Origin of the sequence: Streptomyces flavidovirens DSM 40150 (assembly GCF_000429085.1) — a bacterium.
GTDB lineage: Bacteria > Actinomycetota > Actinomycetes > Streptomycetales > Streptomycetaceae > Streptomyces > Streptomyces flavidovirens.
Genome location: NZ_AUBE01000029.1, coordinates 31,495 through 57,068 on the forward strand (window position 1 = coordinate 31,495; position 25,574 = coordinate 57,068).

Genomic DNA, 25,574 nt, shown 5'->3' on the forward strand with positions numbered 1-25,574 from the left:
CGTCCCCGCCGTCGCGGACGAGCCGGCCACCCCGATACGCACGTGATCTCCGCCCACCGGGCGGAGCACTCCGGTCTGGCGTGTCCGACCGACTTTTCGCAGGTCACAGGGGGCGGCTGGCGCGATCCGCCACCCCTTGAGCCGCCAGAGAAGGACGAACAACCATGGCCGCCACGCCGGACAAGCCCGCTGCCGTCACGCCCCGCCGCAAGGCCGGACGCCACCGTGGCGAGGGTCAGTGGGCCGTAGGTCACTTCACCCCCCTCAATGGCAATGAGCAGTTCAAGAAGGACGACGACGGTCTCAATGTGCGGACACGCATTGAGACGATCTACTCCAAGCGCGGGTTCGACTCCATCGACCCCAACGACCTGCGCGGACGCATGCGCTGGTGGGGCCTCTACACCCAGCGCAAGCCCGGCATCGACGGCGGCAAGACCGCGATCCTGGAGCCGGAGGAGCTGGACGACGAGTACTTCATGCTGCGCGTGCGTATCGACGGCGGGCGGCTGACCACCGAGCAGTTGCGCGTCATCGGTGAGATCTCGCAGGAGTTCGCGCGCGGGACGGCCGACCTCACCGACCGGCAGAACGTCCAGTACCACTGGATCCGGATCGAGGACGTACCGGAGATCTGGCGGCGGCTCGAAGAGGTCGGGCTGTCCACGACCGAGGCGTGCGGCGACACGCCCCGCGTCATCCTCGGCTCCCCCGTCGCGGGCATCGCCGAGAACGAGATCATCGACGGCTCCCCCGCCATCGACGAGATCCAGCGCCGCTTCATCGGCAACCCGGACTTCTCCAACCTGCCCCGCAAGTTCAAGTCCGCCGTTTCCGGCTCGCCCCAGCTCGATGTCGCGCACGAGATCAACGACATCGCTTTTGTCGGCGTCAACCACCCCGAGCACGGGCCCGGTTTCGACCTCTGGGTCGGCGGCGGGCTCTCCACCAACCCCAAGCTCGGTGTCCGGCTCGGCGCCTGGGTGCCGCTCGACGAAGTGCCGGACGTCTACGGCGGCGTCATCGGCATCTTCCGCGACTACGGCTACCGCCGCCTGCGCACCCGCGCCCGCCTGAAGTTCCTCGTCGCCGACTGGGGCCCGGAGAAGTTCCGCCAGATCCTGGAAGACGAATATCTCAAGTACAAGCTCGTCGACGGCCCCGCGCCTGCTCAGCCCACCGGCACCTGGCGCGACCACCTCGGCGTGCACAAGCAGAAGGACGGCCGTTTCTACGTCGGCTTCGCCCCGCGCGTCGGCCGCGTGGACGGCGCCACGCTGACGAAGATCGCCGACATGGCCGGAGCGCACGGCTCGGGCCGGCTGCGCACCACCGCCGAGCAGAAGATGATCGTGCTCGACGTGGAGGAGGCTCAGGTCGAGTCTCTCGTCGCCGGGCTTGAGGCGCTGGACCTGCGGGTCACGCCGTCGCCCTTCCGGCGCGGCACGATGGCCTGCACCGGCATCGAGTTCTGCAAGCTGGCGATCGTCGAGACGAAGGCGCGCGGCGCCTCGCTCATCGACGAGCTGGAGCGGCGCATCCCGGAGTTCGACGAGCCCATCACCATCAACATCAACGGCTGCCCGAACGCCTGCGCCCGTATCCAGGTGGCGGACATCGGTCTCAAGGGCCAGCTGGTCCTGGACGACAACGGCAACCAGGTCGAGGGCTTCCAGGTGCACCTGGGCGGCGCGCTCGGCCTTGAGGCCGGTTTCGGCCGCAAGGTGCGTGGCCTGAAGGTCACCTCGGCCGAGCTGCCCGACTACGTCGAGCGCGTCCTGCTCCGCTTCCAGGAGCAGCGGGAAGCCGGCGAGCGCTTCGCGACCTGGGTGGCGCGGGCGAGCGACGGAGACCTGGTATGAGCGAGCGTGCGGCGCCGTTCCACTGCCCGTACTGCGGCGACGAGGACCTGCGGCCCAACGAGACCGGTCACGGCGCGTGGGAATGCGCGGCATGCAACCGCGCCTTCCAGTTGAAGTTCCTCGGGCTGCTCGCCCGTGGGATTCAGCGCAACGACGGTGGAGGGGACGAGATATGACCACGGTTCAGGAAGATCTCAAGTCACTGGCGGAACAAGCCGGGCGGGACCTCGAAGAGGCCTCCGCCCTCGACATCCTCAAGTGGGCCGCCGACACCTTCGGTGACCGCTTCTGCGTGACCTCCTCCATGGAGGACGCCGTCGTCGCCCACCTCGCCTCCCGCGCCAAGCCCGGCGTGGACGTCGTCTTCCTCGACACCGGCTACCACTTCCCGGAGACCATCGGGACGCGGGACGCTGTCGAGGCCGTCATGGACGTCAACGTCATCACTCTCCTGCCCTGGCAGTCCGTCGAGGAACAGGACGCCGAGTACGGTCCGAAGCTGCACGACCGCGACCCCGACCTGTGCTGCGCCCTGCGCAAGGCCAAGCCGCTGGAAGACGGCCTGAAGGGTTACAGCGCCTGGGCGACCGGCCTGCGCCGCGACGAGTCCCCGACCCGGGCGAACACCCCCGTCGTCGGCTGGGACGAGAAGCGCCAGAAGGTCAAGATCTCGCCGATCGCCCGCTGGACGCAGGAGGACGTGGAGGCGTACGTCGCCGAGCACGGCGTCCTCACCAACCCGCTGCTGATGGACGGTTACGCGTCCGTGGGCTGCGCCCCCTGCACCCGCAGGGTCGAGGAGGGCGAGGACGCCCGCGCCGGCCGCTGGGCGGGGCGCAACAAGACGGAATGCGGGCTGCACGGCTGATGACGAGAAACGATCAGGAGAAAGACGTGACTGGGGCCACCATCTGGCTCACGGGTCTGCCGAGCGCCGGCAAGACCACCATCGCCTACGAGCTGGCGGGACGGCTGAAGGCCGAAGGCCGCCGTGTCCAGGTGCTGGACGGCGACGAGATCCGCGAGTTCCTCTCGGCGGGCCTCGGCTTCAGCCGCGAGGACCGGCACACCAACGTCCAGCGGATCGGTTACGTCGCCGAGCTGCTCGCCCGTAACGGCGTGCTGGCCCTGGCACCCGTCATCGCGCCGTACGCCGACAGCCGCGAGGCCGTCCGCAAGCGCCACCAGAACGAGGGGACCGCGTACCTGGAGGTGCACGTCGCCACGCCGGTGGACGTGTGCTCCGTACGCGATGTGAAGGGTCTGTACGCCAAGCAGGCGGCCGGCGAGATTTCCGGACTCACCGGGGTCGACGACCCCTACGAGGCACCCCAGTCGCCCGACCTGCGGATCGAGTCGCACCAGCAGACCGTGCAGGAGTCCGCAGCCGCGTTGCACGCGCTGCTCACCGAAAGGGGTCTGGCATGACGACGACCGCCGCAACCGTCAACGGCACCGACAGCCCGTACGCGCTCAGCCACCTGGACGCCCTGGAGTCCGAGGCCGTCCACATCTTCCGCGAGGTGGCGGGCGAGTTCGAGCGGCCGGTGATCCTCTTCTCCGGCGGCAAGGACTCGATCGTCATGCTGCACCTGGCGCTGAAGGCGTTCGCGCCGGCGCCGGTCCCCTTCACGCTGCTGCACGTCGACACCGGGCACAACTTCCCGGAGGTGCTGGAGTACCGCGACCGCACGGTCGCCGAGCACGGGCTGCGGCTGCACGTCGCGTCCGTACAGGAGTACATCGACGCCGGGAAGCTGCGCGAGCGGCCCGACGGCACCCGCAACCCGCTCCAGACCGTGCCGCTGACCGAGGCCATCCAGCAGCACCGGTTCGACGCGGTGTTCGGCGGCGGGCGGCGCGACGAGGAGAAGGCGCGCGCCAAGGAGCGGGTGTTCTCGCTGCGTGACGAGTTCTCCGCGTGGGACCCGCGCCGCCAGCGCCCCGAGCTGTGGCAGCTCTACAACGGCCGCCACGCTCCGGGCGAGCACGTGCGCGTGTTCCCGCTGTCCAACTGGACCGAGCTGGACGTGTGGCAGTACATCGCCCGCGAGAAGATCGAGCTTCCGGGCATCTACTTCGCCCACGAGCGCGAAGTCTTCGCCCGTAACGGCATGTGGCTGACGGCAGGCGAGTGGGGCGGCCCGAAGGAGTCGGAGAAGGTCGAGACGCGGCTGATCCGCTACCGCACGGTCGGCGACATGTCCTGCACCGGCGCCGTCGACTCCGACGCCACGACGCTCGACGCCGTGATCGCCGAGATCGCCGCCTCCCGGCTCACCGAGCGGGGCGCGACCCGCGCCGACGACAAAATGTCCGAGGCCGCGATGGAAGACCGCAAGCGCGAGGGGTACTTCTAAACATGACTGCCATTACTGGGCTGACCGAGCAGTTGTCGGCCACCACCCTGCTGCGTTTCGCGACGGCCGGTTCCGTCGACGACGGCAAGTCGACCCTCGTGGGGCGGCTGCTGCACGACTCCAAGTCGATCCTCACCGACCAGTTGGAGGCCGTCGAGGCGGCGTCCCTCAAGCGCGGTCAGGAGGCGCCGGACCTGGCGCTGCTGACCGACGGTCTGCGCGCCGAGCGCGAGCAGGGCATCACGATCGATGTCGCGTACCGGTACTTCGCCACCACGCGCCGCCGGTTCATCCTCGCCGACACCCCCGGCCACGTGCAGTACACCCGGAACATGGTCACGGGCGCGTCCACCGCCGAGCTGGCCGTCGTCCTGGTCGACGCCCGCAACGGTGTCGTCGAGCAGACCCGCCGCCACGCGGCCGTCGCCGCGCTGCTGCGCGTCCCGCACGTGGTGCTCGCCGTCAACAAGATGGACCTCGTCGCGTACGCGGAGCCCGTCTTCGCCGCCATCGCCGAGGAGTTCACGGCGTACGCCGCCTCGCTCGGTGTCCCGGAGATCACCGCGATCCCGATCTCCGCGCTGGCCGGCGACAACGTGGTGGAGCCCTCCGCCAACATGGACTGGTACGGCGGCCCGACGGTGCTTGAGCACCTGGAGACCGTCCCGGTCAGCCACGACCTGGCGAGCTGCAAGGCCCGCTTCCCGGTCCAGTACGTCATCCGCCCGCAGACCGCCGAGCACCCCGACTACCGGGGTTACGCCGGCCAGATCGCGTCCGGCGCGCTGCGCGTGGGCGAGGCCGTGACGGTCCTTCCGTCCGGCCGTACGTCGACGATCACCGGCATCGACGCGCTGGGCGAGGCGGTCGACATCGCGTGGGCGCCGCAGTCGGTGACGGTCACGCTCGCCGACGACCTGGACATCTCGCGCGGTGACCTGATCGCGCCGAGCGGTTCCGCGCCGCGCACCACCCAGGACGTCGAGGCGACCGTCTGCCACGTGGCGGACCAGCCGCTCACCGTGGGTCAGCGGGTGCTGCTCAAGCACACCACCCGTACGGTCAAGGCGATCGTCAAGGAGATCCCGTCGCGGCTGACGCTGGACGACCTGTCTCAACATCCGGACCCGGGTCAGCTCGTCGCCAATGACATCGGCCGGGTGAAGGTCCGTACCGCCGAGCCGCTCGCGCTCGACGCGTACCGCGACTCCCGCCGTACCGGATCGTTCCTGCTGATCGACCCGGCGGACGGTACGACGCTGGCGGCGGGCATGGCGGGCGACTCGTTCGCCGCCGAGGCCGTGAAGGCCGTGGCGGACGACGAGGGCTGGGACTTCTGACCATGACCGTCGACATGTACGGGCTGTTCGCGAAGGAAGGCGGCCGCATCGGCAGCGGCACCGTCGGCGCGGGCACGGGCGGGGTGGCGCGATGTGCCCGCTGACGTACGCGCACCGCTTGCGCGCCCTGCCGCCGTACCGACGAAGACCTGCCGATTTCCCGGACACACCCCGCTCCACGCGAAGGGTGTGACGCCGGGCCACCGAGAGGAACACCTCCCGTGCATGCCCCCCGTGCCACCCTTCGCCGCAGCCTCGCCGCTGCCGCCGCGCTGCCGCTGCTGACCGGCGTGCTCGGCGCCTGCGGTTACGGCTCGCAGGCCGAGAAGGGCGACCAGACCGTTTACGTCGCCAAGGGCAAGAAGACCGGCGGCGTCGACGAGGTGCGGATCGGGTACTTCGCGAACGTCACGCACGCCACCGCACTGGTCGGCCTCCAGAAGGGTTTGTTCCAGAAGGAACTGGGCGGCACCTTGGTCAAGGCACAGCCCTTCAACGCCGGCCCCTCGGAGATCGAGGCCCTGAACGCCGGTGCCATCGACATCGGCTGGATCGGCCCCTCCCCCGCCATCAACGGCTTCACCAAGTCCGGGGGCCAGAACCTCAGGATCATCTCCGGCTCGGCCTCCGGCGGCGTCTCGCTCGTCGTCGACCCGAAGAAGATCAAGTCCCTGGACGACCTGAAGGGCAAGCGCATCGCGACCCCGCAGCTCGGCAACACCCAGGACGTGGCGCTGCTGAACTATCTGTCGGGCAAGGGCCTGAAGGTCGACGCGAACACCGGCAAGGGCGAAGTCAGCGTCGTCCGCCAGGACAACAAGGAGATCCCGGCGTCCTTCGAGTCGGGCGCGCTGGACGGTGCCTGGGTGCCGGAGCCGACCGCGTCCAAGCTGGTCGCCGGCGGCGGCAAGGTGCTGCTCGACGAGAAGAAGCTGTGGAAGGACGGCAGGTTCGTCCTCACGAACGTGATCGTCTCCCAGAAGTTCCTCAAGGAGCACCCGGAGGTCGTCGAGGCGGTGCTGCGCGGCTCCGTGAAGAGCAACGCCTGGATCAAGGCCAACCCCGACGAGGCGAAGGCCGCCGTCAACGCGAAGCTGAAGGCGGACTCCGGCAAGGCACTGCCCGCCGAGGTGCTCGACCCGGCCTTCAAGAACGTCGAGACGACCGACGACCCGCTCGCTTCGACGCTGCGGGACGAGGCCGCTCACGCGGTCGGGGCCGGTCTCCTCAAAGACCCGCTGCTCGACGGCATCTACGACCTGACGCTCCTCAACAAGGTGCTGAAGGACGAGAAGCGGCCCGCCGTCGAGGACGCCGGACTCGGCGCCAAGTAACCGTCCCTTCCCGCAACCGGAACGCCCTCAGGAGGTGAGGCTCATGGCCACCACACTCGTCAAGCAGGCCGCCGCGCCCGTAGACACGGCGCAGTACGCCGCACGGATCGACCACGTGTCGAAGTCGTTCGGCCGGCCCGGCGCGCAGCAGCTCGTACTGGACGACATCAGCATCGATGTCGCGCCGGGTGAGTTCGTTACCCTGCTGGGGGCTTCCGGCTGCGGCAAGTCGACGCTGCTCAACCTGGTCGCGGGCCTCGACCGGCCGTCGGCGGGCACGATCGACGTGCCCGGCGGGCGGCCCGCCCTGATGTTCCAGGAGCACGCGCTCTTCCCGTGGCTGACCGCGGGCAAGAACATCGAACTCGCCCTGAAGATGCGGGGCATGGCCAAGTCGGAGCGTCGCGGCGAGGCGGAGCGGCTGCTTCAACTCGTGCGGCTCGGCGGGGCGTTCGGGAAGCGGGTGCACGAGCTGTCGGGCGGTATGCGTCAGCGCGTCGCGCTGGCGCGTGCCCTGGCCCAGGACAGCAGGCTCCTGCTGATGGACGAGCCGTTCGCGGCGCTGGACGCCATCACCCGCGACGTACTGCACGAGGAACTGACGCGGATCTGGTCCGAGACCAGCGTGTCGGTCCTCTTCGTCACCCACAACGTCCGCGAGGCCGTCCGCCTCGCCGAGCGCGTGGTGCTGCTGTCGTCCCGTCCCGGACGCATCGCGCGCGAATGGAAGGTCGGCATCCCGCAGCCGCGCCGGATCGAGGATTCCGCGGTCGCCGACCTGTCCGTAGAGATCACTGAACAGCTGCGGGGGGAGATCCGCCGACATGGCCAGCACTGATACAGGCACTGATACGAGGGACACGCGTCCCAGGAACGACCTCGCCGGTCTTGAGGCCGGCCTGGACGCACTGGAGACCACCCACTCCACCGAGCGGGTCGGCCTCGGCCGGATCCTGCTGTCCAAGGTGGTGCCGCCGCTGGTGGCCATCACCCTGGTCATCACCCTGTGGCACCTCGCCGCGGCCTCGGACCTCAAGCCGGACTACGTCCTGCCCGGCCCGGTCGACGTATGGCACTCCATCGAGCAGATGTGGCTCGAAGGGACCCTGCTCGGCTACATCTGGACCAGCATCTCGCGCGGCGCCCTCGGCTTCGCCGTCTCGGTCGCCATCGGTACGCCGCTCGGTCTGCTCGTGGCCCGGGTGAAGGTGGTGCGGGCGGCGATCGGGCCGATCCTGTCCGGGCTCCAGTCGCTGCCTTCGGTGGCCTGGGTGCCCGCCGCGATCATCTGGTTCGGGCTGACCGACGCGACGATCTACGCGGTGGTGCTGCTGGGCGCCGTACCGTCGATCGCCAACGGCCTCGTCGCCGGTGTCGACCAGATCCCGCCGCTGTATCTGCGAGCGGGCCGCACCATCGGGGCCACCGGCGTCAACGGCATCCGGCACGTGCTGCTGCCCGCCGCGCTGCCCGGCTACCTGGCGGGGCTGAAGCAGGGGTGGGCCTTCTCGTGGCGCTCGCTGATGGCGGCCGAGCTGATCGCCAACTCGCCGGACCTCGGCACGGGTCTGGGGCAGCTCATGGAGAACTTCCGCACCTACAGCGACATGTCGGGTGTGCTGGCCACCATCATCCTGATCCTGATCGTCGGCATCGGTATCGACCTGCTGTTCTTCTCCCCGCTGGAGCGCCGCGTGCTGCGCAGCCGTGGCCTCCTGACCAAGGGCTGATCACCATGTTCGTCCGTCCCGTCCTTCTCGTCATAGCCCACGGCAGCCGCGATCCGCGGCACGCCGCGACCGTGCACGCCCTCGTGGCGCGGGTGCGGTCGCTGCGGCCGGGGCTGCGCGTGGAGACCGGGTTCCTGGACTTCAACGCCCCGGCTGTTCCGCAGGTGCTGGAAGGCCTCGCGGCCGAGGGCGTGCGGGACGTGGTGGCCCTGCCCCTGCTCCTGACCCGCGCCTTTCACGCGAAGGCCGACATCCCCGCCGTACTCCACGAGGCGTCGGCGCGGCTGCCGCGGTTGCGGATCCACCAGGCGGAGGTGCTCGGCCCGTCGCCGCTGCTGCTCACCGCGCTGGAGCGGCGGCTGTACGAAGCCGGGCTCACCCCCGGCGACAAAAGCTCGACCGGGGTCGTCCTGGCCTCGGCGGGCTCCACAGACCCGGAGGCGATCGCAGTGATCGCTGAAATCGCGCGGGAGCTGCGGTACACCGGTTGGTGCGCCGTGCGGCCTGCGTTCGCCTCCGCATCTCTTCCTCGTACGCAGGACGCGGTCCGGCTGCTGCGGACCGTGCCGGAGGTACGGCGTGTGGCCGTCGCCCCGTACGTCATAGCCCCCGGCTTCCTGCCGGACCGGATCGCGCGCGGCGCGCGTGAATCCGGCGCGGACGTACTGGGTGATGTCCTGGGCGCGTCCCCGGAGGTGGCCCGGCTGCTGCTGACGCGCTACGACGAGGCACGGGTGCCGGTGCGGCTGGCGGCGGTCAGCGCGTAGGGCCGGCGCGTAGCGGGTGTGTGCGTTCGGACCCTGCGGGGCTTTGCCGGGCCTGGGAGAGTGGTCTAGCTCGCGTCCACGAGCGCCGTCAGTTCCGCCACTCCCAGCGACCCCGCCGCCCGCCGTTCCCGCGCGAACTCGTTCGCTATGCGCCGCAGCGCGTCGTTCACCGGGGTCGGGACGCCGTGCAGCCTGCCCAGCAGGGTGATCTCGCCGTTGAGGTAGTCCGCCTCGATCGTGCCCGTGCCCCGGCTGAGGCTCTGCCAGGACGACCCGCCACCCCGCTCGGAGTCGTCGAGCGGTTCGAAAGTGATCCGGCCGTCGCGGGCTTCGGCCTGTTCCGCCGGGGGCGTGGCCTCGATGCCGGCCGCGGCCAGCACCGCTTGCCCCTCCGCGAGGGCCCGCTGGACGAGCGCCTTCGCCTCCTCGCTCACGACGACCCCCGAGACGGCCTCGATCGAATTGGCCAGATTGCTCAGCAGCTTGGCGTACTTCCACCGCATCACGTCCGGCACGACCGGTGCCAGGAACCGCGACTTCTCCAGGTCGGCGGCGATTGCCCGCGCCGTGTCGTCGGCCCCTGCCGGGTAGCGGCCGAGGTGCAGCATGCCGGACACGGGAGCGCCGGCGGCACGGACGCTGCCCGGCTCGGTGTGGGTGGCCGGCAGCCACACGCACATGGCGTAGACGTGGCGGAAACGGCGCAGCGCGAGGCGTTCGCTCTCGACGCCGTTCTGCGCGCACACGAGAGGCAGGACCTCGCCCGCCGTACCGCCCGTGGACACAGGGCGTGCGCTCCACGCGTCGAGCGCGGCCGTGCTGTCCTGCGTCTTGACGGAGAGGATCAGTACGTCGTCGGGGCGCAGGCACGGACCGAGGTCCTCCGGGCGCCGCACGACCGGAAGTCGGTGCGTCCGTGTGCCCTCCGGCGTCGTCAGGCGCAGGCCGCGGGCGTGCAGAGCCTCGTAGTGCGCTCCGCGTGCGACGAGGACGACGTCGTGGCCGCCCTCGGCCAGGCGTCCGCCGATGGTGCCGCCGACCGCCCCTGCTCCGATGATGATGTAGCGCATGGGCGTGAGCCTGCCACACCCCGCGTGTGGTGTGCAGTGGGCACCGAGTAGCGTCCGTACATGATCTCGATCTCGGACACCTTCACCATCGGCGGGGACCTTCCCGTACGCCGCCTGGGGTTCGGTACGGCCCAGCTGACCGGGCCCGGTTACTGGGGCCCGCGCGGCGAGCGGGCGGACGCCGTCGCGGTGCTGCGGCGTGCGGTCGAGCGCGGCGTGACGCTCATCGACACGGCGGACAACTACGGGCCGGGCCTCGCGGAGGAGCTGGTCGCCGAGGCGCTTCATCCCTACCCGGAGGGGCTCGTCGTCGCGACGAAGGGTGGGGTGGTCCGTACGAGCGCCGACGCCTGGCACATCGCGGGGCGGCCCGAGGATCTGCGGGCGATGTGCGACGCGAGCCTGCGGCGGTTGCGGGCCGAGACCATTGATCTGTATCAGCTGCACCGGTTCGATCCGGACGTCCCCATGGCCGAACAGCTCGGCGCCCTCGACGAGTTGCGCGCGGCGGGCAAGATCCGGCACATCGGCCTGGACTGTGTCACCGTCGGGCAGTTGGAGGAGGCGCTCGCGCTGACGGAGATCGCGTCCGTACAGAACCGGTTCAACCTGGTGGACCGGTCGTCCGAGGACGTGCTGGAGCTGTGCGAGGCGCGTGGGATCGCCTTCCTGCCCTGGTTCCCGCTGGCCAACGGTGAGTTGGGGGGGCGTGGGCAGCTCGCGCTGGCCTGGCTGCTGCACCGCTCGCCGGTGCTGTGCCCGACGCCGGGCACGGGGTCGCTCGTACACCTGGAGGAGAACATGGACGCGGCGGCGCTGCGGCTGAGCGCGGAGGAGATGGCCGAGCTGTGAGCAGCATCGCGGAGCGGCTCACGGGGCGCCCTGGTGGGTCATCTCCACGAGCTTGACGACCGTGTTCCAGTTGCGGCTGGTGCCGGTGATCCCCTTGAGGAGGGCCGGTCTCGCCAGCACCTCGGCGAGCTTGGAGCGGCCGAGGCCGTCCGGCGTGTAGAGGTAGAGGGCGCGGTCACCGAGGCGGAACTCCTCGGGGAGGTACGCCGCCGGGTCGACGGAAGCGAACCGGTCGGGGGTGAGCGGCCGCGAGAAGTAGGTGACGTGGAGCTGCTTGCCCGCCAACTCGGCAGCGGGGAAGGGGCAGGCGTCCGCGACGGCTTTCAGGTAGGCGCCGCTGCGGACCAGGCAGTCGACGGTGAAACCGAAGCGGGTTTCGATGGCCTGCTCAAGGGCCGCGGCGAGCGCGTCCTCGTCGGAGGCGCCGGGGCCGGCGGCGTCGGTGGTGAAGACGGCGTTGCCGCTCTGGAGGTACGTACGGACATCCCGGTGGCCGAGTCCGGCCAGCAGCGCCCTGAGTTCCGACATGGGCGCTCGTCTGTGCCCGCCCACATTGATTCCGCGCAGCAGGGCGGCGTACGTCGTCGTCATGCGCCACACGATAGGCGGCCGCCGCACCCCGTGGGGGAGGGCACGGCGACCGCCCGTTCGGTGCTGGGGCCGAGTCCTTACTCGACGACCTTCAGCAGCTTGTTCGCCGTGCCGGTGCTCGGGTTGCTGATCTTGTCGAGGGTGGCGCCCCCGGTCAGCGCCGTCGCGACGGCCTCGGGGGTGGCGTCCTTGTGGCCCGCCAGGTAGACCGCGGCGGCGCCCACGACGTGGGGGGTCGCCATGGACGTACCAGAGATGGTCTTCGTGCCGGTGTCGCTGTCGTTCCAGGACGAGGTGATGTCCGAGCCGGGCGCGTAGATGTCCACGACCGAGCCGAAGTTGGAGAAGTCGGACTGCGCGTCGTCCTTGGTACTGGAGGCGACCGTGATGGCCTCCTTCACGCGGGACGGCGAGCCCTGGCCGGCGTCGCTCGACTCGTTGCCCGCCGCTACGCCGTAGGTGACACCGGAGGCGATGGACTTGCGTACCGCCTCGTCGAGGGCCTCGTCGGCGCCGCCGCCCAGGCTCATGTTGGCGACGGACGGGCCCTGGTGGTTCTTGGTGACCCAGTCGATGCCGGCGACGACGCTCTCGGTGGTGCCCGAGCCCTGGTCGTCCAGGACACGGACCGCGACGATCTTCGCCTTCTTCGCTACACCGTGCGCGGCGCCCGCGATGGTTCCGGCGACGTGCGTGCCGTGGCCGTTGCCGTCGTCGGCGGAGTTGTCGTTGTCCACGGCGTCGAAGCCGTGGGTGGCGCGGCCCCCGAAGTCCTTGTGCGAGATGCGGACTCCGGTGTCGATGACGTACGCCGTGACGCCCTCGCCCGCGCTGTCCGGGTACGTGTACGTGCTGTCGCCGGCGGTGCCGGTCTGGTCGATGCGGTCGATGCCCCAGGACGGCGGGTTGTCCTGCGTCGCGCTGATCGTGAACGTCTTGTTCTGGACGACCTTGGCGACGGACGGGTCAGCGGCGAGGCGCTTGGCCTCGGTCTGCGAAAGGCCGCTGGCGGAGAAGCCGTTGATGGCGGAGCTGTAGTCGCGCTGCAGCTTGCCGCCGTACTCCTTGGCCAGGTCCTGCTTGTCGGCCTTCTCGTCCAGCATCACGATGTAGCTGCCCGCGACTGCGCCCTTGGCGTCGGTTCCGTACACATGCCCCTGGGCAACGGGAGCCGCTCCCGCGAAGGAGGAGTTGAGTACGGTCACGCCTGCCGCTGCCGCCACGGCGGTTATCGCCGCGGTGAGCTTCAGCCGGCTGGAACGCTGGTGAATTGCCATGAAGAGGGTGTCTCCTCGTCAAAATGTGGGGGGATTCGCCTCCGGACCGGAAGATCTCCGGGGGCTGCCTCGAAACCCTGACGGATTGACACGCTCAGATCAAGACCTTCATGTGCCTGTTACTTAGTCAACAAGCTTTCTTAATAAGGAATGGGGCATAGCCCGTCAAGTCAGGCACGAACCCGCGCGCGGATCGTGACGACCCGCTTTTACTGAACCGGCGTCAGCGAGTGGGCAGTTCGGCCTCGATGAGGTCGGCTGCCCGCCGGGTGCCGCCCTCGGACGCCATGCCGAGACGGATCTCCTCGGCCCTGCGGGCCACCTCGGGGTCGTCGAGGAGGCCGAGGACGGCGGCGCGCAGTGCGTCGGCGGTGGCGTCCTCGGTGTCGAGCCTGCGGGCGACGCCGAGCGGCACGAGCATGTCGGCGTTGCCGAACTGGTCGACGGCCTGCGGGACGGCGACCATCGGCGTACCGGTGGCGAGGCCCTCCTGGCTGCCGCCCGCGCCCGCGTGGGTGATGAAGGCGTCCGCCTGCTTGAGGACGGCGAGCTGCGGCACCCAGTTGTGCACCTCGATGCTGGCCGGTACCTCGCCCAGCTCCGACTCGTCCACGTACTTGCCGATCTGGAGCACGACGTGCCAGCCGGGCAGGTCACCGAAGGCCTTGACGCACGCGCGGTAGAAGCCGGGCTGCTTGGTGAACGACGAACCGAGCGACACCAGCAGGACCTTGTCCGCCCCGGCCGGGCGCTGCCAGTCGCCCTGGTCCGCGCGGTCGCCCTGGCAGGCTCCGACGAAGGTGTACACGGACTCGTCGACGCGGTCGGCGTTGGGCTGGAGGACCTTGGGGATGAGGACGACCGCCCGGCGGGGGCAGGCGATCAGCCGGTCGGGGTGCGTGTCGATGCCGTTCTCCGCGAGCCACGCCTCGAAGCGGGCGTAATACGCCTTGCCGCGCCCGGACGCTTTGAGGTCGGCGTACATCGGCTCGGCGACTTCCTCCTCGTACCCCTCCCAGGGGACCAGGTTGGGCCAGAGGGAGACGGCGGGCACGCCCCACCGGTGGGCGAGCACGGGCGCCGGGTACGCCGTGATGTCGTGGATGACGAGGTCCGGCTCGTCCCCCTCGAACGCCCGGGCCAGTTGTGGCAGCACCTGGATGGCGTCGTTGAGGAACGGTTCGATGTTGTCGATCAGCTCGGTTCCCCACGCCTCGGGATCGTCGTCCGTGGGCAGCGTCGAGCGGTAGATCACGGGCGTCGCGCCGGTGATGGCGACCTTCTCGGCGAACGAGGCGGGGATCGCGTAACTGACGCGGTGACCACGGGCGACGAGCTCCCGGATCACTTCGATGCTCGGGTTCACGTGCCCGGGGGCGGCGATCGAGAACATGGCGATGTGGGCACGCTTGCGTGAAGTCACGCCCCGACCATAAGCGAGACGATACGTCTCGTGCAATCTGAATCAGCGTTGATAGCGGGCGAGTACCAAGTTGCCGTCCTCGACCAGGCGCTTCTCCAGCTCCTCGGCGTCGATCGCGCCGCTGTAGTACTCCTGGTAGGCGGGGGTCGCCACCTTGTCCTTCCACTCGGGATAGCCGCGCACCGACTGTGCCGGCGCCGGCACCAGATGCCCGGCGAGCGCGGTGCCGGTGGCCCAGCCGTCCTTCTCGGCGCGCAGGGCCGGGTCCTTCAGCGCCCGGGTGCCGGTCGGCAGCATCCAGTCGCCCTTGGCGAGGCGCGCCATGTTGGCGGGCCGGAGGAAGAAGTCGATGAACTCCATCGCCTCCTTCTTGTACGGGCTGTCCTCGGCGATCGACAGCGTCTGGGGGCTCACGCCCTGGGCCGGTCCCCCGGCGCCCGCCGGGGCAGGCAGCACCGTCCACTCGAAGCCCTCGGGCGCCTGCTGCACGATCTGCTGCCGGTAGGAGAAGCCGAGCGGCACCATGGCGTACTTGCCCCCGAAGAAGCCGGGCAGGGTGTCGGAGCCGCCCATGCCGAGGGTGGCCGCCGATGCGCTCCTGTCGGTGTTGACCTGGTCGTGGACGGTGGCGGGGACCACGGCGTCGCCCTCGGTGAAGCGCACCTTCGCCTTGCCGTCGGCGTCGCGGTGGAAGAGCTGCCCGCCCGCCGAGAGCCCGAGGTTGAGGGTGGCGGAGACGGGGTCCTTCAGGGGCCAGGCGACGCCGAACCGCTTGCCGTCGCCGCCGCTCAGTTCCTTGGCGATCTGCCGGAACTCCGGCCAGCTCCACGGCTTTTGGGGAGTCGGGATGCGTACGCCCGATTCCCTGAGGATCTTCTCGTTCGCGATCAGGACCCTCGGCTCCTGGAGAAACGGCACGCCGTACACCCCCTCGCCGAACGTCGCTGTCTCCCAGCTTCGCGGCGGGATGTCGCTCTTGAGCCGGGCGGGCAGCAGCTCACGCAGATCGGCGAGGTAGCCGCCGTACGCGAAGTCGGCCAGGTCGTCGGAGGCGTCGTGGATGATGTCCGGCGCCTCGCCGCCCTCGAAGGACGTCAGAAGCTGGTCGTGGACGCTGTCCCAGCTCCCCTGGACGTACTCGACGCGGACGCCGGGATGCGCGGCGTTCCACTCGTCGACGAGCTCCTTGTTGGCGTCGACGGACTCCTTCTGCCAGGCGAGGGACTGGAAGCGGAGCGTGATCTTCCCATCGGTGTCGCGGCCGCCGCCGCCGTCCGAGCAGCCGGTGAGCAGCAGGAGCGAGGCGAGCGCGGTGGCCGTGAGCCGCTTCGCCTTCGTGAGCCGGGCGATACGTCGCATCACGCCTTCACCGCCCCGGCCATCATCCCGCCGGTGATCCGCTTCTGGATCACGGCGAACACGACGAGAGAAGGGAGCGTGGCGAGGAACGCGGCGGCGGCGAGCGGGCCGAGGTCGGCCACGCCCTCGGCACCGAGGAAGTGGGTGAGCACGACCGGCAACGTCTGCAGGGAAGGGGTCTTGAGCAGGACGAGCGCGAAGAAGAACTCGTTCCATGCGGTGATGAACGCGAACAGCGCGGTGGCGACGATGCCGGGGGCCAGCAGCGGGGCGGTGACGGAGACGAGCGTACGGAGCCTGCTCGCGCCGTCGACCGCGGCGGCCTCCTCCAGCTCGGGCGGTACGGCCCGGACGTAACCGACCAGCATCCACAGCGCGAAGGGCAGCGACCACACGACGTACACCATGATCAGGCCCACCAGGGAGTTGATGAGGTGGAAATTCTTGAGGATCAGGAAGAGCGGGATGATCACCAGGACGAAGGGGAACGCCTGGCTGATCACGACCCAGCCGGTGGCGGCGGCGGAGAGCTTGTTGCGGTGGCGGGCCATGACGTACGCCATCGGGGTCGCGATGACGACGGCGATGAGGGCCGCCGAGAGGGCGGCGAGGAGGCTGTTGAGCGCCGCTTCCAGCAGGGGCTGTTCGTCGGAGGCCTGACGGAAGTTGTCGAGGGTCGGGTTCTGCGGGATCCAGGTGGGGTGCAGGGAGCCCAGCTCGCGCGGCGGCTTGAAGGCCGTCGAGACCAGCCAGAGGAAGGGGAAGGCGAGAAAGACCAGGTAGCAGAGGAGCGCGAGGTACTGGCCGGCGCGTGCCGGCCTGCTGGTGCGGATCGTCACTGGTCTTCGGCTCCCTTCAGGCGGCCCACGAGGTAGAAGGCGAGCATCACCGAGATCACCGCGACCATGACGCAGCCCATGGCGGCGGCGTAACCGAACTGGCCGTACCGGAAGGCCTGTTCGTACGCGAAGAGCATGGGCAGCCGGGTGCGGCCGCCGGGGCCGCCGCTGGTCAGGACGTAGACCAGCGCGAAGGAGTTGAAATTCCAGATGAAATTGAGCGCGGTGATGGCGAGGGCGACCGGTTTGATGGCGGGCCAGGTGACGGTACGGAAGCGGCGCCATGCACCGGCGCCGTCGAGGGCGGCGGCCTCGTGCAGCTCGTGCGGGGTGTTCTGGAGGCCGGCGAGCAGGGCCACCGTGGTCTGGGGCATGCCCGCCCAGATGCCGACGAGTATGACGGCGGGCAGGGCGGTGGCGAGGCCGGTCAGCCAGTCGCGTCCGTCGCCCAGGCCCAGGTCGCGGACGGTCTCGTTCAGGATCCCGGCGTCGGGGTGGTAGACGAGGCGCCACATGATGCCGACGACCACTTCCGGCATGGCCCACGGGATGATGGCGAGCGCCCTGGCCAGCCAGCGGAAGCGGAGGTTCTGGTTGAGCAGGAGGGCGAGGCCGAGCGCCAGCAGGAACTGGGGAACGCTCACCCCGACCGCCCAGAGCAGGCCGATCCGGAACGAGTCCCAGAAGAGCGTGTCGTGCAGCAGGTCCTGGAAGTTCAGCAGCCCGATCCACTGGGTGGGTGTGGTGCGGCCCGACTGGGCGTCGGTGAAGGCGAGGGCTGTGCCGTAGAGCAGCGGGCCGACGCTGAGGATCAGGATCGGGATGAGCGCGGGCAGCACCAGGAACCAGGCGCCACGGTCCGCCACACCACTGCTGGAGCTTCTGCCGGACCGCGCCTTCGCGGTCTTCGATGTCACGGAATCGACTCCTTCGGGCGGCTCGGCCGATCTGGACTGCCCGGCCGCCCCGGCGGCCCCCGTCATCGTGCTGACGGGTCATCGGTTCGTCAACCCCACCTGCAGGAATGCGAGAATCGGTGCTCATGGACGAGACACGAGCACGCAAGGTTCTGGCCACTGCCGGACTCCCCGCCTCCGCCGCCGACGCGAAGCTGCTGGCGCTGGGCGAGAACGCGGTGTTCGCGGCCGGCGCCATGGTCGTCAAGGTCGGCCGCCGCGACCCGGAGCTGGTGGCGCGGGCCGAGCGTGAGCTGGCCGTCGCGGCCTGGCTCGCCGCTTCGGGCGTCCCCGCCGTACGGGCCGCCGAGCCGAAGCCCCGTGTGGTGGACGGCCACCCGATGACGCTGTGGCACCGGCTGCCCGAGTCCGTACGGCCTGCGGGCCCGCAGGATCTCGCAGCGCTGCTGCGCCTCGTCCACGCCCTGCCCGCACCCCCCTTCCCCCTCCCCCGGCGTGAGCTGCTGGGCGGCGTCGAGCGGTGGCTGCGGCTCGCCGGGGACGCGATCGACCCGGCCGACGCCGCGTACCTGCGCGAGCGGCGCGACGGCTTCGCGGCGGCGTCGGCCGCGCTCACCCCGCACTTGCCTCAGGGGCCGATCCACGGCGACGCGCTTCCCCGCAACGTCCATGTCGGTCCCGAAGGGCCGGCCCTGGTCGACCTGGAGACCTTCGCCGCCGACTTCCGCGAGCACGACCTGGTAGTCATGGCCCTCTCGCGCGACCGCTACGGCCTGGCGCCCGAGGCGTACGACACGTTCACCTCGGCGTACGGCTGGGACGTACGCGAATGGGCGGGCTTCGCGGTGCTGCGCGGGGCCCGTGAGACGGCCAGCGCCGCCTGGGTGGCGCAGCACGCCCCGTCCAGCCCGGCGGCGCTCGCCGAGTTCCGCCGGCGGGTGGCGTCCCTGCGCGACGGCGACCCGGAGGTCCGCTGGTATCCGTTCTGAGGCGCGGTCAGCCGCCTCCGGATGCGGGGCAGCCGCCTCTCGATCCGGGTCAGAGCGCGACCGGGTTGAGTTCGCGCAGCGGCCACCGGGGATCGATGACCGCGTCCGGGGAGCCCTTCCTGCGGAGGAACTCCTGGAAGTCGGCGGCCCAGTCGGCGTACCACTGGATCTGCTTGTCGTGCAGCTCGGCAGGGGTCAGCGCCGCGATCGACGGGTGGCGCTCGGCTATCGCGCGGGCGACCCTGACCGCCGCGAGCGCGTCGGCCGAGGCCTCGTGGGCGCCGTCCAGGACCACGCCGTACTCGACACAGACGGCTTCCAGCGTCCGCTTGCCCCTGCGGTAGCGGTCGACGGCGCGGTCGATCGTGTACGGATCGATGACGGGGCCGATGCCGGCGCCGCCCCGCCGCTCACTCAGTGACGGCAGCCCGTGCCTGCGCAACTCGGCCGCGAGCAGCGTCAGATCGAATGCGGCGTTGTAGGCGACGATGGGCACCCCTTGCGCCCAGTACCCGGTGAGGGTCTCCGCGATCTGGTCGGCTACCTCACGGGCCGGCCTGCCCTCCGCCCCGGCACGCTCGCTGCTGATCCCGTGGATCGCCGACGCCTGCGCCGGAATGCGGATGCCCGGGTCGGCCAGCCAGTCGCGCTGCCGGGACACCCTGCCGTCCTTCACGCCGACGATCGCGGCGGTGACGATGCGGGACTCCAGCGGCTCCGTGCCGGTCGTCTCCAGGTCGAATCCGACCAGCGGTTCCCCGTGCCATCCCATCGTGGGACCTCCTTCGTGATGCTCCCCCGGAAGCTCCCCGGTGGAGAACCACCCTCGCACGCACCACTGACAACGCCCTCGGAGGCGGGCAGGACAGCGGTCGGGAACCGGTCAGGACACCGGCCGGGAGTCCGTCCACACGGCTTCGAACTCCTCCCGGTACGTCTCGAAAAGGCCGTGTTCGCTGTTCTGACTGTCCTGTCCGTGCCTGACCACGCCACGCCCACTGCCCCGCAGCACCAGCACCGGCGCCTCCATGCCACGCGCCTTGCGCAGATACGGCTGGACAACGGCCAGTCCGTCCGAGCCGTCCCCGTCCACGAGGTACGCCGTGAAGCGCGGTGTCTCGTCGAAGACCTGGATCTGGAACGCGCCGGGATCGCGGAGCTTCGAGCGCACGCGCCGCATGTGGAGGATGTTCATCTCCACCGAACGGCTCAGTTCGCCCTTCTTGAGCCCCAGTTCGCGCTCGCGCCGTTTGACCGCGCTGCTCGCCGGATTGAGGAAGAGCAGACGTATGCGGCAGCCGGACTCCGCCAGCCGCACCAGCCGCCTGCCGGAGAAGTTCTGGACGAGGAGGTTCAGGCCTATGCCGATCGCGTCGAGGCGCCGCGCGCCGCCGAAGAGGTCCTCGGCGGGCAACTGGCGCTGGAGGCGTACCCGGTCCGGGTGAACGCTGACGACATCGGCGTACCGGTCCCCCACCAGTTCCTCGACGGCGTCCACCTTGAGCCGGCCGCCGGACTGCACGCCGGCCCCGCTGCCCAGGATTTCGAGGAGCCGCGCGGACGCCCGTTCCGCCTGGGCGAGGACCGCCTCGGACAGCGCACGGTTGCGCGAGACGACGTTACGGGTGACTTCCAGCTCGTCCAGGGCCAGCTCGACCTCGCGCCGGTCGTCGAAGTACGGCTCGAAGCACGGCCAGTGCTGCACCATGAGCTCGCGCAACTGCGGCAGCGTAAGAAAGCTGATGACGTTGTCGTCGGCCGGGTCGAGCAGGTAGCCCTTCCTGCGGGACACCTCCCGCACCGCGACGGCGCGCTGCACCCACTCCTGCCCGGCCGGCCCCGCGGCCGCCACCACCCAGTCGTCCTCGCCGTGCACCGGCTCGTAGATGGGCCGGAGCACGGCGGCGACCACGGCACGCAGCCGCTGCTCCACGAGGTTCAGCCAGATGTAGGCCCGCCCCGCCCGCTGGGCGCGCGTACGCACCTCGCTCCAGTCGTCCGCGCCCCAGTCCAGCTCCGCGCCGATCTCCATCGGACGCGCGAGCGAGACCGCTCCGGGCGGGACGCCTGCGGAACCCCCCTCGTGACCTGCGTCACCGGGGGGCAGTTCCAGCCCTCCCGAGCTCACCCACGCACCGCCTTCAGCTCCTGGAAGCCCCGTCTCCAACGATCAAGGAAGGGTACTCCGCGAGCGGGAGGCGGTGCAGCCGATCCGCAGGCTCCTTTCTCAACTCCCCTGCTGGTAGTTCCCGTTCTGTCCTGCGAGATCAGCCGGAGTGAGCGGATTCATAGCGGTTACGTCCCTGGGCGCGAGCTGGAAACCCTGCCAGTGGACCGGCATGGGCTGCTGATCCTCGTCGCGGGCCACGTGGTGGAAACCGATGTTGACCCAGGTGATCGGATTCTTGAGGGTCTCGCCGTTCACCCACTTGTCGACGCTGTTCGGCGCGTTCGCGCCACCGCAGTCGCGGATGTTGTTGCTCGCGAACTGTTCACATTTACGGTAGTTCGTGAAGTAGACATCGTGCTGGGTGAAGCTGCGTCCGGGGTGCTTGTTGGAAGGCCCCGGCACGATCTCGTACGAGCGCGCGTGTCCGTCCTTGTTCTTGCCGGTCGCGCTGACGACCCGCCACCACCGCATGCTCTTGGCGTCGCCCGCGAGTTCCTTGGTGATGGGGGTACGGGTGGTCTTGGTGGTGGGGCTGCCGTTGCCACGCGGCGGGGTGACCTTCGAGTCGTACTGCTCGATCCGGTTCTTCGAGCTGCCGTCGAGACCGAAGTTCAGCCGCCAGAAGACGTTGTGGCTGTGGCTGGTGGCGTAGTCGCGTGCGCCCTTGCCGATCGGCCAGCCCCGGCCGTCGGTGGCGTCGTAATCTCCCGGCGCGAGGCTGCCGGTGGCACCGACGTTGGCGGATATGGTGCCGTCGGACGAGAAGCGCCACTCGGTGATGTACTCGTACCAGGACACCTTGTTGACGGTGTAGACGAGCAGGTCCTTGCCCTGGGCCTGCCAGACCTTGGTGCCTTCGTCGCTGGCGAGGCGGTACGCGTGCCCGCGCGCACGCGTGGTCGCGCAGATCCCCTTGACGTTGCCCACCTCGCGGAGCCGGACGGTCCGGATGGTGCCGCCGGGACATTCGGCCGGATTCAGGTTCTGGAGTCCCTGACCGAAGCCGTAGCTGGTCAGATCGTCGTACTCCGCCTCGCCGTTGTCGTACGGCACGTGCACCTGTGCGAGCTTGCCGCTCGTCAGGACGCGGATCGGTTTGGATTCGCCCTTGGGCTGGTACGTCACCTTTTCCAGCACCAGGCCGGCGTCGCTGTTGTAGTTCCAGCACATGCGCCAGGTGGTGCCGCCGTCGAGTTTCTGCTCGATGCGGTACGCCGCGCTGCAGTCGGCCGGGGCCGGAGCGGGAGCCGCGGGCGCGGCCTTGGGCGCCGTCTTGGGTGCCGTCTTGGGCGCCGCGGAGGCCGCGGAACCGCCCGCGGTGGCGAGGCCGCCCATCAGGGCGGCGGCCGCGAGGGTTGCAGCGGCCCGCTTGCGGGCACCAGAAGTTCTGTTGATGTGCATGAGGATGAACTCCCTCGTACGGAAGTGCGGGAAGGGACTGAAGCGGATGAGTCGGACGGGTGAGTCGGGAGGGTCAGCCGACGCGGCCGACCGTCCTCGCGCTCAGGTCGACGACGAGATCACGGGTGTCGATCCACGGTCCGTTCACGACCTTGGACGTGACGCGGACGCAGCGGTGCACGCCGCACTTCGCGAGCGCCCGCGGCACCGTCTTCTCCAGGTCCGCCCGGAAGATCCCGCCGTTCACCCACAGCTGGTCCACCGAGGTGAGGGGCTTGCCCATGGCGTCCTGGTAATCGTCCTTCAGCCCCTGACCGAGCGGGCTCGCCAGGATCAGCTCCGTGGCCTCACGGTTCTCCTCGCGGGTCGGCGACGGCTGTACGCCCTTCAGCACGCCGGTCCGCTCGACCTTGCCGGTGGCAAGGTTGACGGTCTTCGTCACCAGCTCGTCGCTCTTGTAGTCGTAGTACGAGATTTCCGCGCGGCGCGGCGGCGCGGCGTCGTCGGCCTCCGACGGCTGCGTCTCGCTCAGGTTCGTGGCGAGGTGCTGCGGGCCCCGGTCCCCCTCGACGTCCCGGCCGGCGGCGAACTGCGACGGCGTCAGCGCGAGCTTCTCCACCCGTTCCAGCTCGGCGTCGGTCAGGGGGTCCCGGCCGATGCCCTGCTCGCCCTCGGCCGGGGCGTCCTCGACGACCCCGGGCGCCGGGGCCTGCCCCGGCGCCGCGCTCCCAGCGTCCCGGTTCCCCCGGGCGCTCTGCTCGCCCCGGTCGGCCCCGGTGACGGCCGCGCTCCCCGTCCGGCCGCCGCGCGTGTCGTCGGCGGCACCTGCCGGGTCCGGCAGCGTCACCCCGATCATCACCGCGGTTCCGGTCACCGCTATCGCGGCCCCCGCCAGCATCTTCCCCAGATGCCGGCGCACTGTCCTGTGCACAATGCCCCCCTACTCTCCCGAGAGCCCTCCGTCGCTCCGCGCGTCACGCGCGACAGCAACTGGCATACCGGGTATGCGTGGTCACCCGGTAGGACGGTGCGAAGTCCTAGGAGGTTGCCCCGCTTTCGGAGAAGATCTGTGCGAAGTGCCCCGCAGAACCCGGATCAGAAGTGGAAGAGTCGATCGCATGCAGGTCTGGCCGGGAGAGGCTTACCCCCTCGGCGCCACGTACGACGGCGCCGGAACGAATTTCGCTGTCTATTCGGAGGCCGCGGACCGGATCGAGTTGTGCCTGTTGCACGACGACGGTTCGGAGACGGCGGTGGAACTGCGCGAGTCCGACGCGTTCGTACGTCATGCCTTCCTGCCCGGCATCATGCCGGGCCAGCGCTACGGCTACCGGGTCCATGGCCCGTACGCCCCGCAGGAGGGCAAGCGGTGCAACTCCGCCAAGCTGCTGCTCGACCCGTACGCGCGGGCCATCAGCGGCAAGATCGACTGGGGCGAGGCGGTGTACGGCTACCACTTCGGGAAGCCGGACTCGCGCAACGACCTGGACTCGGCGCCGCACATGATGGCCTCGGTGGTGGTCAACCCGTACTTCGACTGGGGTGACGACCGCCCGCCGCGCACGGACTATCACCGCACCATCCTCTACGAGGCCCATGTGAAGGGCCTGACGATGATGCACCCGGATCTCCCCGACGAGCTCCGGGGTACGTACGCGGCGCTGGCGCATCCCTCGATCATTTCGCACCTGACAGAACTGGGGGTGACCGCCCTCGAGTTGATGCCGGTGCACCAGTTCGTCAACGATCACCGGCTGGTCGACGCGAATCTGAGCAACTACTGGGGCTACAACACCATCGGTTTCTTCGCCCCGCACAACGCGTACGCCTCCTGGGGCGACCGGGGCCAGCAGGTCCTGGAGTTCAAGACGGCCGTACGGGCGCTGCACCGGGCCGGCATCGAGGTCATTCTCGACGTCGTCTACAACCACACGGCGGAGGGCAACCATCTGGGTCCCACGCTCTCCTTCCGCGGCCTGGACAACGCCTCGTACTACCGTCTGGCCGACGATCCCCGGTACTACATGGACACCACGGGGACCGGGAACTCGCTGCTGATGCGCTCGCCGCACGTACTCCAGCTGATCATGGACTCGCTGCGGTACTGGGTGACGGAGATGCACGTCGACGGGTTCCGTTTCGACCTGGCGGCGACGCTGGCCAGGCAGTTCCACGAGGTGGACCGGCTTTCGTCCTTCTTCGACCTGGTGCAGCAGGACCCGGTGGTCAGCCAGGTGAAGCTGATCGCCGAGCCGTGGGACGTGGGCGAGGGCGGCTACCAGGTGGGGAACTTCCCGCCGCTGTGGACCGAGTGGAACGGCAAGTACCGCGACACCGTGCGGGACCTGTGGCGCGGTGAGCCCCGGACGATCGCCGAGTTCGCGGGGCGCCTGACCGGGTCGTCGGACCTCTACCAGGACGACGGCCGCAGGCCGCTCGCGTCCATCAACTTCGCCACCTGCCACGACGGTTTCACCCTGGCCGACCTGGTCTCGTACAACGACAAGCACAACGAGGCCAACGGCGAGGGCAACCGGGACGGCGAGAGCCACAACCGGTCCTGGAACTGCGGGGCGGAGGGCGACACGGACGACCCCGCGATCCTGGAGCTGCGCGCCCGTCAGATGCGCAACTTCATCGCGACGCTGATGCTGTCGCAGGGCGTGCCGATGCTGTCGCACGGGGACGAGTTCGCCCGGACGCAGCGCGGCAACAACAACGCGTACTGCCAGGACAACGAGCTGTCGTGGGTCCACTGGCCGGACAAGGAGGCCGAGGAGGGTTCGCTCCACGCCTTCACGCGCACGATGGTGTGGCTGCGGCGGGACCATCCGGTCTTCCGGCGCAGGCGCTTCTTCCACGGGCGTCCGGTGGAGGGCACGCACGACGATCTGTCGGACATCGCGTGGTTCACACCGGACGGCAAGGTGATGGCCCAGCGGGACTGGCAGGCGGCGCACGCGAAGGCGCTGACGGTGTTCCTGAACGGTCACGCGATCTCGGAGCCGGGGCCGCGCGGCGAGCGGATCTCGGACGACTCCTTCCTGCTGATGTTCAACGCGAGCGCGAAGGATCTCCATTTCACCGTTCCCGTCAACCACGGGAAGCAGTGGCAGGTCGTGGTCGACACGGCGCGGCCCGAAGGGGTGCCGCCCGGCAGCGGTCCCAAGGTGGGCGCGGGCGAACACGTCACGCTGATCGGGCGCAGTCTGGTGGTGTTGCAGCGGCCTGCTTAGGGGCGGCCGCGGGAGCGGGGCGGGCGGTCCACGCGAGTACGGCGCAGAGCGTGGCCG

The 25,574-nt window shown here is 69.9% G+C and carries 24 protein-coding genes; 13 read left to right on the forward strand and 11 right to left on the reverse strand.

All coding sequences use genetic code 11. The features are described from left to right. Positions 1–164: 164 nt before the first annotated feature. The 10 genes from G412_RS0127385 (at position 165) to G412_RS0127435 (ending at position 9,393) form a co-directional block, all read left to right on the forward strand. Entirely contained in the window at positions 165–1,862 is a 1,698-nt protein-coding gene (locus tag G412_RS0127385) for a nitrite/sulfite reductase (RefSeq protein ID WP_028814861.1), read from the forward strand. Continuing rightward, the gene (locus tag G412_RS0127390) at positions 1,859–2,038 is read left to right on the forward strand and encodes a hypothetical protein (RefSeq protein WP_028814862.1); all 180 of its coding nucleotides are present in this window, start codon (positions 1,859–1,861) and stop codon (positions 2,036–2,038) included. Before G412_RS0127385 ends, G412_RS0127390 begins: the two co-directional genes overlap by 4 nt. Continuing rightward, positions 2,035–2,730, forward strand: coding sequence for a phosphoadenylyl-sulfate reductase (locus G412_RS0127395; RefSeq protein WP_028814863.1), 696 nt, complete (start codon positions 2,035–2,037; stop codon positions 2,728–2,730). The genes G412_RS0127390 and G412_RS0127395 overlap by 4 nt, the downstream gene beginning before the upstream one ends. Then, positions 2,712–3,290 (forward strand): adenylyl-sulfate kinase, encoded by a 579-nt coding sequence (gene cysC / locus G412_RS0127400; RefSeq protein WP_208857940.1) that lies wholly within the window; start codon positions 2,712–2,714, stop codon positions 3,288–3,290. Before G412_RS0127395 ends, cysC begins: the two co-directional genes overlap by 19 nt. After that, the gene (cysD, locus tag G412_RS0127405) at positions 3,287–4,222 is read left to right on the forward strand and encodes a sulfate adenylyltransferase subunit CysD (protein WP_028814865.1); all 936 of its coding nucleotides are present in this window, start codon (positions 3,287–3,289) and stop codon (positions 4,220–4,222) included. The genes cysC and cysD overlap by 4 nt, the downstream gene beginning before the upstream one ends. 11 nt (positions 4,223–4,233) lie before the next feature. Further along, a complete protein-coding gene (locus G412_RS0127410; protein WP_028814866.1) occupies positions 4,234–5,562 on the forward strand; it encodes a sulfate adenylyltransferase subunit 1 in 1,329 nt (442 codons plus the stop codon). Positions 5,563–5,783: 221 nt separating this feature from the next. Further along, positions 5,784–6,896 carry an aliphatic sulfonate ABC transporter substrate-binding protein gene (locus G412_RS0127420; protein ID WP_028814868.1) on the forward strand — a complete coding sequence of 371 codons (1,113 nt, stop codon included), beginning with the start codon at positions 5,784–5,786 and terminating at the stop codon, positions 6,894–6,896. A gap of 34 nt (positions 6,897–6,930) precedes the next feature. Beyond that, positions 6,931–7,734: an ABC transporter ATP-binding protein gene (locus G412_RS0127425; RefSeq protein ID WP_425274517.1), complete on the forward strand. Its 804-nt coding sequence runs from the start codon at positions 6,931–6,933 to the stop codon at positions 7,732–7,734. Then, complete coding sequence (locus G412_RS0127430) at positions 7,721–8,626, forward strand: ABC transporter permease (protein WP_028814870.1); 906 nt, start codon at positions 7,721–7,723, stop codon at positions 8,624–8,626. Before G412_RS0127425 ends, G412_RS0127430 begins: the two co-directional genes overlap by 14 nt. Positions 8,627–8,631: 5 nt before the next feature. After that, positions 8,632–9,393 (forward strand): sirohydrochlorin chelatase, encoded by a 762-nt coding sequence (locus tag G412_RS0127435; RefSeq protein ID WP_037650033.1) that lies wholly within the window; start codon positions 8,632–8,634, stop codon positions 9,391–9,393. Positions 9,394–9,458: 65 nt separating this feature from the next. Here the strand turns inward: G412_RS0127435 and G412_RS0127440 are convergent, their stop codons facing one another. Further along, a complete protein-coding gene (locus tag G412_RS0127440) occupies positions 9,459–10,463 on the reverse strand; it encodes a ketopantoate reductase family protein (RefSeq protein WP_028814872.1) in 1,005 nt (334 codons plus the stop codon). A gap of 60 nt (positions 10,464–10,523) precedes the next feature. Between G412_RS0127440 and G412_RS0127445 the strand changes: the two genes are divergently transcribed. Continuing rightward, the gene (locus G412_RS0127445; protein WP_028814873.1) at positions 10,524–11,315 is read left to right on the forward strand and encodes an aldo/keto reductase; all 792 of its coding nucleotides are present in this window, start codon (positions 10,524–10,526) and stop codon (positions 11,313–11,315) included. Positions 11,316–11,333: 18 nt separating this feature from the next. Here the strand turns inward: G412_RS0127445 and G412_RS0127450 are convergent, their stop codons facing one another. The 6 genes from G412_RS0127450 to G412_RS0127475 form a co-directional block, all read right to left on the reverse strand. Next, positions 11,334–11,906, reverse strand: coding sequence for a DUF1697 domain-containing protein (locus G412_RS0127450; RefSeq protein WP_028814874.1), 573 nt, complete (start codon positions 11,904–11,906; stop codon positions 11,334–11,336). Between the two features lie 77 nt (positions 11,907–11,983). Then, the gene (locus G412_RS0127455; RefSeq protein WP_028814875.1) at positions 11,984–13,183 is read right to left on the reverse strand and encodes a S8 family peptidase; all 1,200 of its coding nucleotides are present in this window, start codon (positions 13,181–13,183) and stop codon (positions 11,984–11,986) included. Positions 13,184–13,406: 223 nt separating this feature from the next. Beyond that, a complete protein-coding gene (gene mgt / locus G412_RS0127460; RefSeq protein WP_425274518.1) occupies positions 13,407–14,642 on the reverse strand; it encodes a macrolide-inactivating glycosyltransferase in 1,236 nt (411 codons plus the stop codon). Positions 14,643–14,648: 6 nt separating this feature from the next. Beyond that, the gene (locus tag G412_RS0127465) at positions 14,649–15,965 is read right to left on the reverse strand and encodes an ABC transporter substrate-binding protein (RefSeq protein ID WP_037650035.1); all 1,317 of its coding nucleotides are present in this window, start codon (positions 15,963–15,965) and stop codon (positions 14,649–14,651) included. Next, positions 15,965–16,798 (reverse strand): carbohydrate ABC transporter permease, encoded by an 834-nt coding sequence (locus tag G412_RS0127470; RefSeq protein ID WP_037650046.1) that lies wholly within the window; start codon positions 16,796–16,798, stop codon positions 15,965–15,967. Before G412_RS0127470 ends, G412_RS0127465 begins: the two co-directional genes overlap by 1 nt. A 2-nt stretch (positions 16,799–16,800) precedes the next feature. After that, positions 16,801–17,721, reverse strand: coding sequence for a carbohydrate ABC transporter permease (locus G412_RS0127475; RefSeq protein WP_028814879.1), 921 nt, complete (start codon positions 17,719–17,721; stop codon positions 16,801–16,803). A gap of 125 nt (positions 17,722–17,846) precedes the next feature. Here G412_RS0127475 and G412_RS0127480 point away from each other — a divergent pair, with 125 nt between their 5' ends. Continuing rightward, positions 17,847–18,710, forward strand: a complete 864-nt coding sequence (locus G412_RS0127480) for a phosphotransferase enzyme family protein (RefSeq protein ID WP_028814880.1) — start codon at positions 17,847–17,849, stop codon at positions 18,708–18,710. A 49-nt stretch (positions 18,711–18,759) separates the two neighbouring features. On the opposite strand, the gene G412_RS0127485 is transcribed toward G412_RS0127480, so the two are convergent. The 4 genes from G412_RS0127485 to G412_RS0127500 all read right to left on the reverse strand — a co-directional run bounded on the left by G412_RS0127485 (position 18,760) and on the right by G412_RS0127500 (position 23,212). After that, a complete protein-coding gene (locus tag G412_RS0127485) occupies positions 18,760–19,482 on the reverse strand; it encodes a 3'-5' exonuclease (RefSeq protein ID WP_028814881.1) in 723 nt (240 codons plus the stop codon). 111 nt (positions 19,483–19,593) lie between these two features. Continuing rightward, positions 19,594–20,838: an SAV2148 family HEPN domain-containing protein gene (locus G412_RS0127490; RefSeq protein ID WP_028814882.1), complete on the reverse strand. Its 1,245-nt coding sequence runs from the start codon at positions 20,836–20,838 to the stop codon at positions 19,594–19,596. Between the two features lie 99 nt (positions 20,839–20,937). Then, positions 20,938–22,281, reverse strand: a complete 1,344-nt coding sequence (locus G412_RS0127495) for a copper amine oxidase (RefSeq protein WP_028814883.1) — start codon at positions 22,279–22,281, stop codon at positions 20,938–20,940. A 73-nt stretch (positions 22,282–22,354) separates the two neighbouring features. Then, on the reverse strand, positions 22,355–23,212 hold the full coding sequence (locus G412_RS0127500) for a TrbL/VirB6 family protein (RefSeq protein WP_028814884.1): 858 nt from the start codon (positions 23,210–23,212) through the stop codon (positions 22,355–22,357). Positions 23,213–23,399: 187 nt separating this feature from the next. Here G412_RS0127500 and glgX point away from each other — a divergent pair, with 187 nt between their 5' ends. Continuing rightward, positions 23,400–25,517 (forward strand): glycogen debranching protein GlgX, encoded by a 2,118-nt coding sequence (gene glgX, locus G412_RS0127505; RefSeq protein ID WP_028814885.1) that lies wholly within the window; start codon positions 23,400–23,402, stop codon positions 25,515–25,517. The last annotated feature ends 57 nt before the right edge of the window (positions 25,518–25,574 follow it).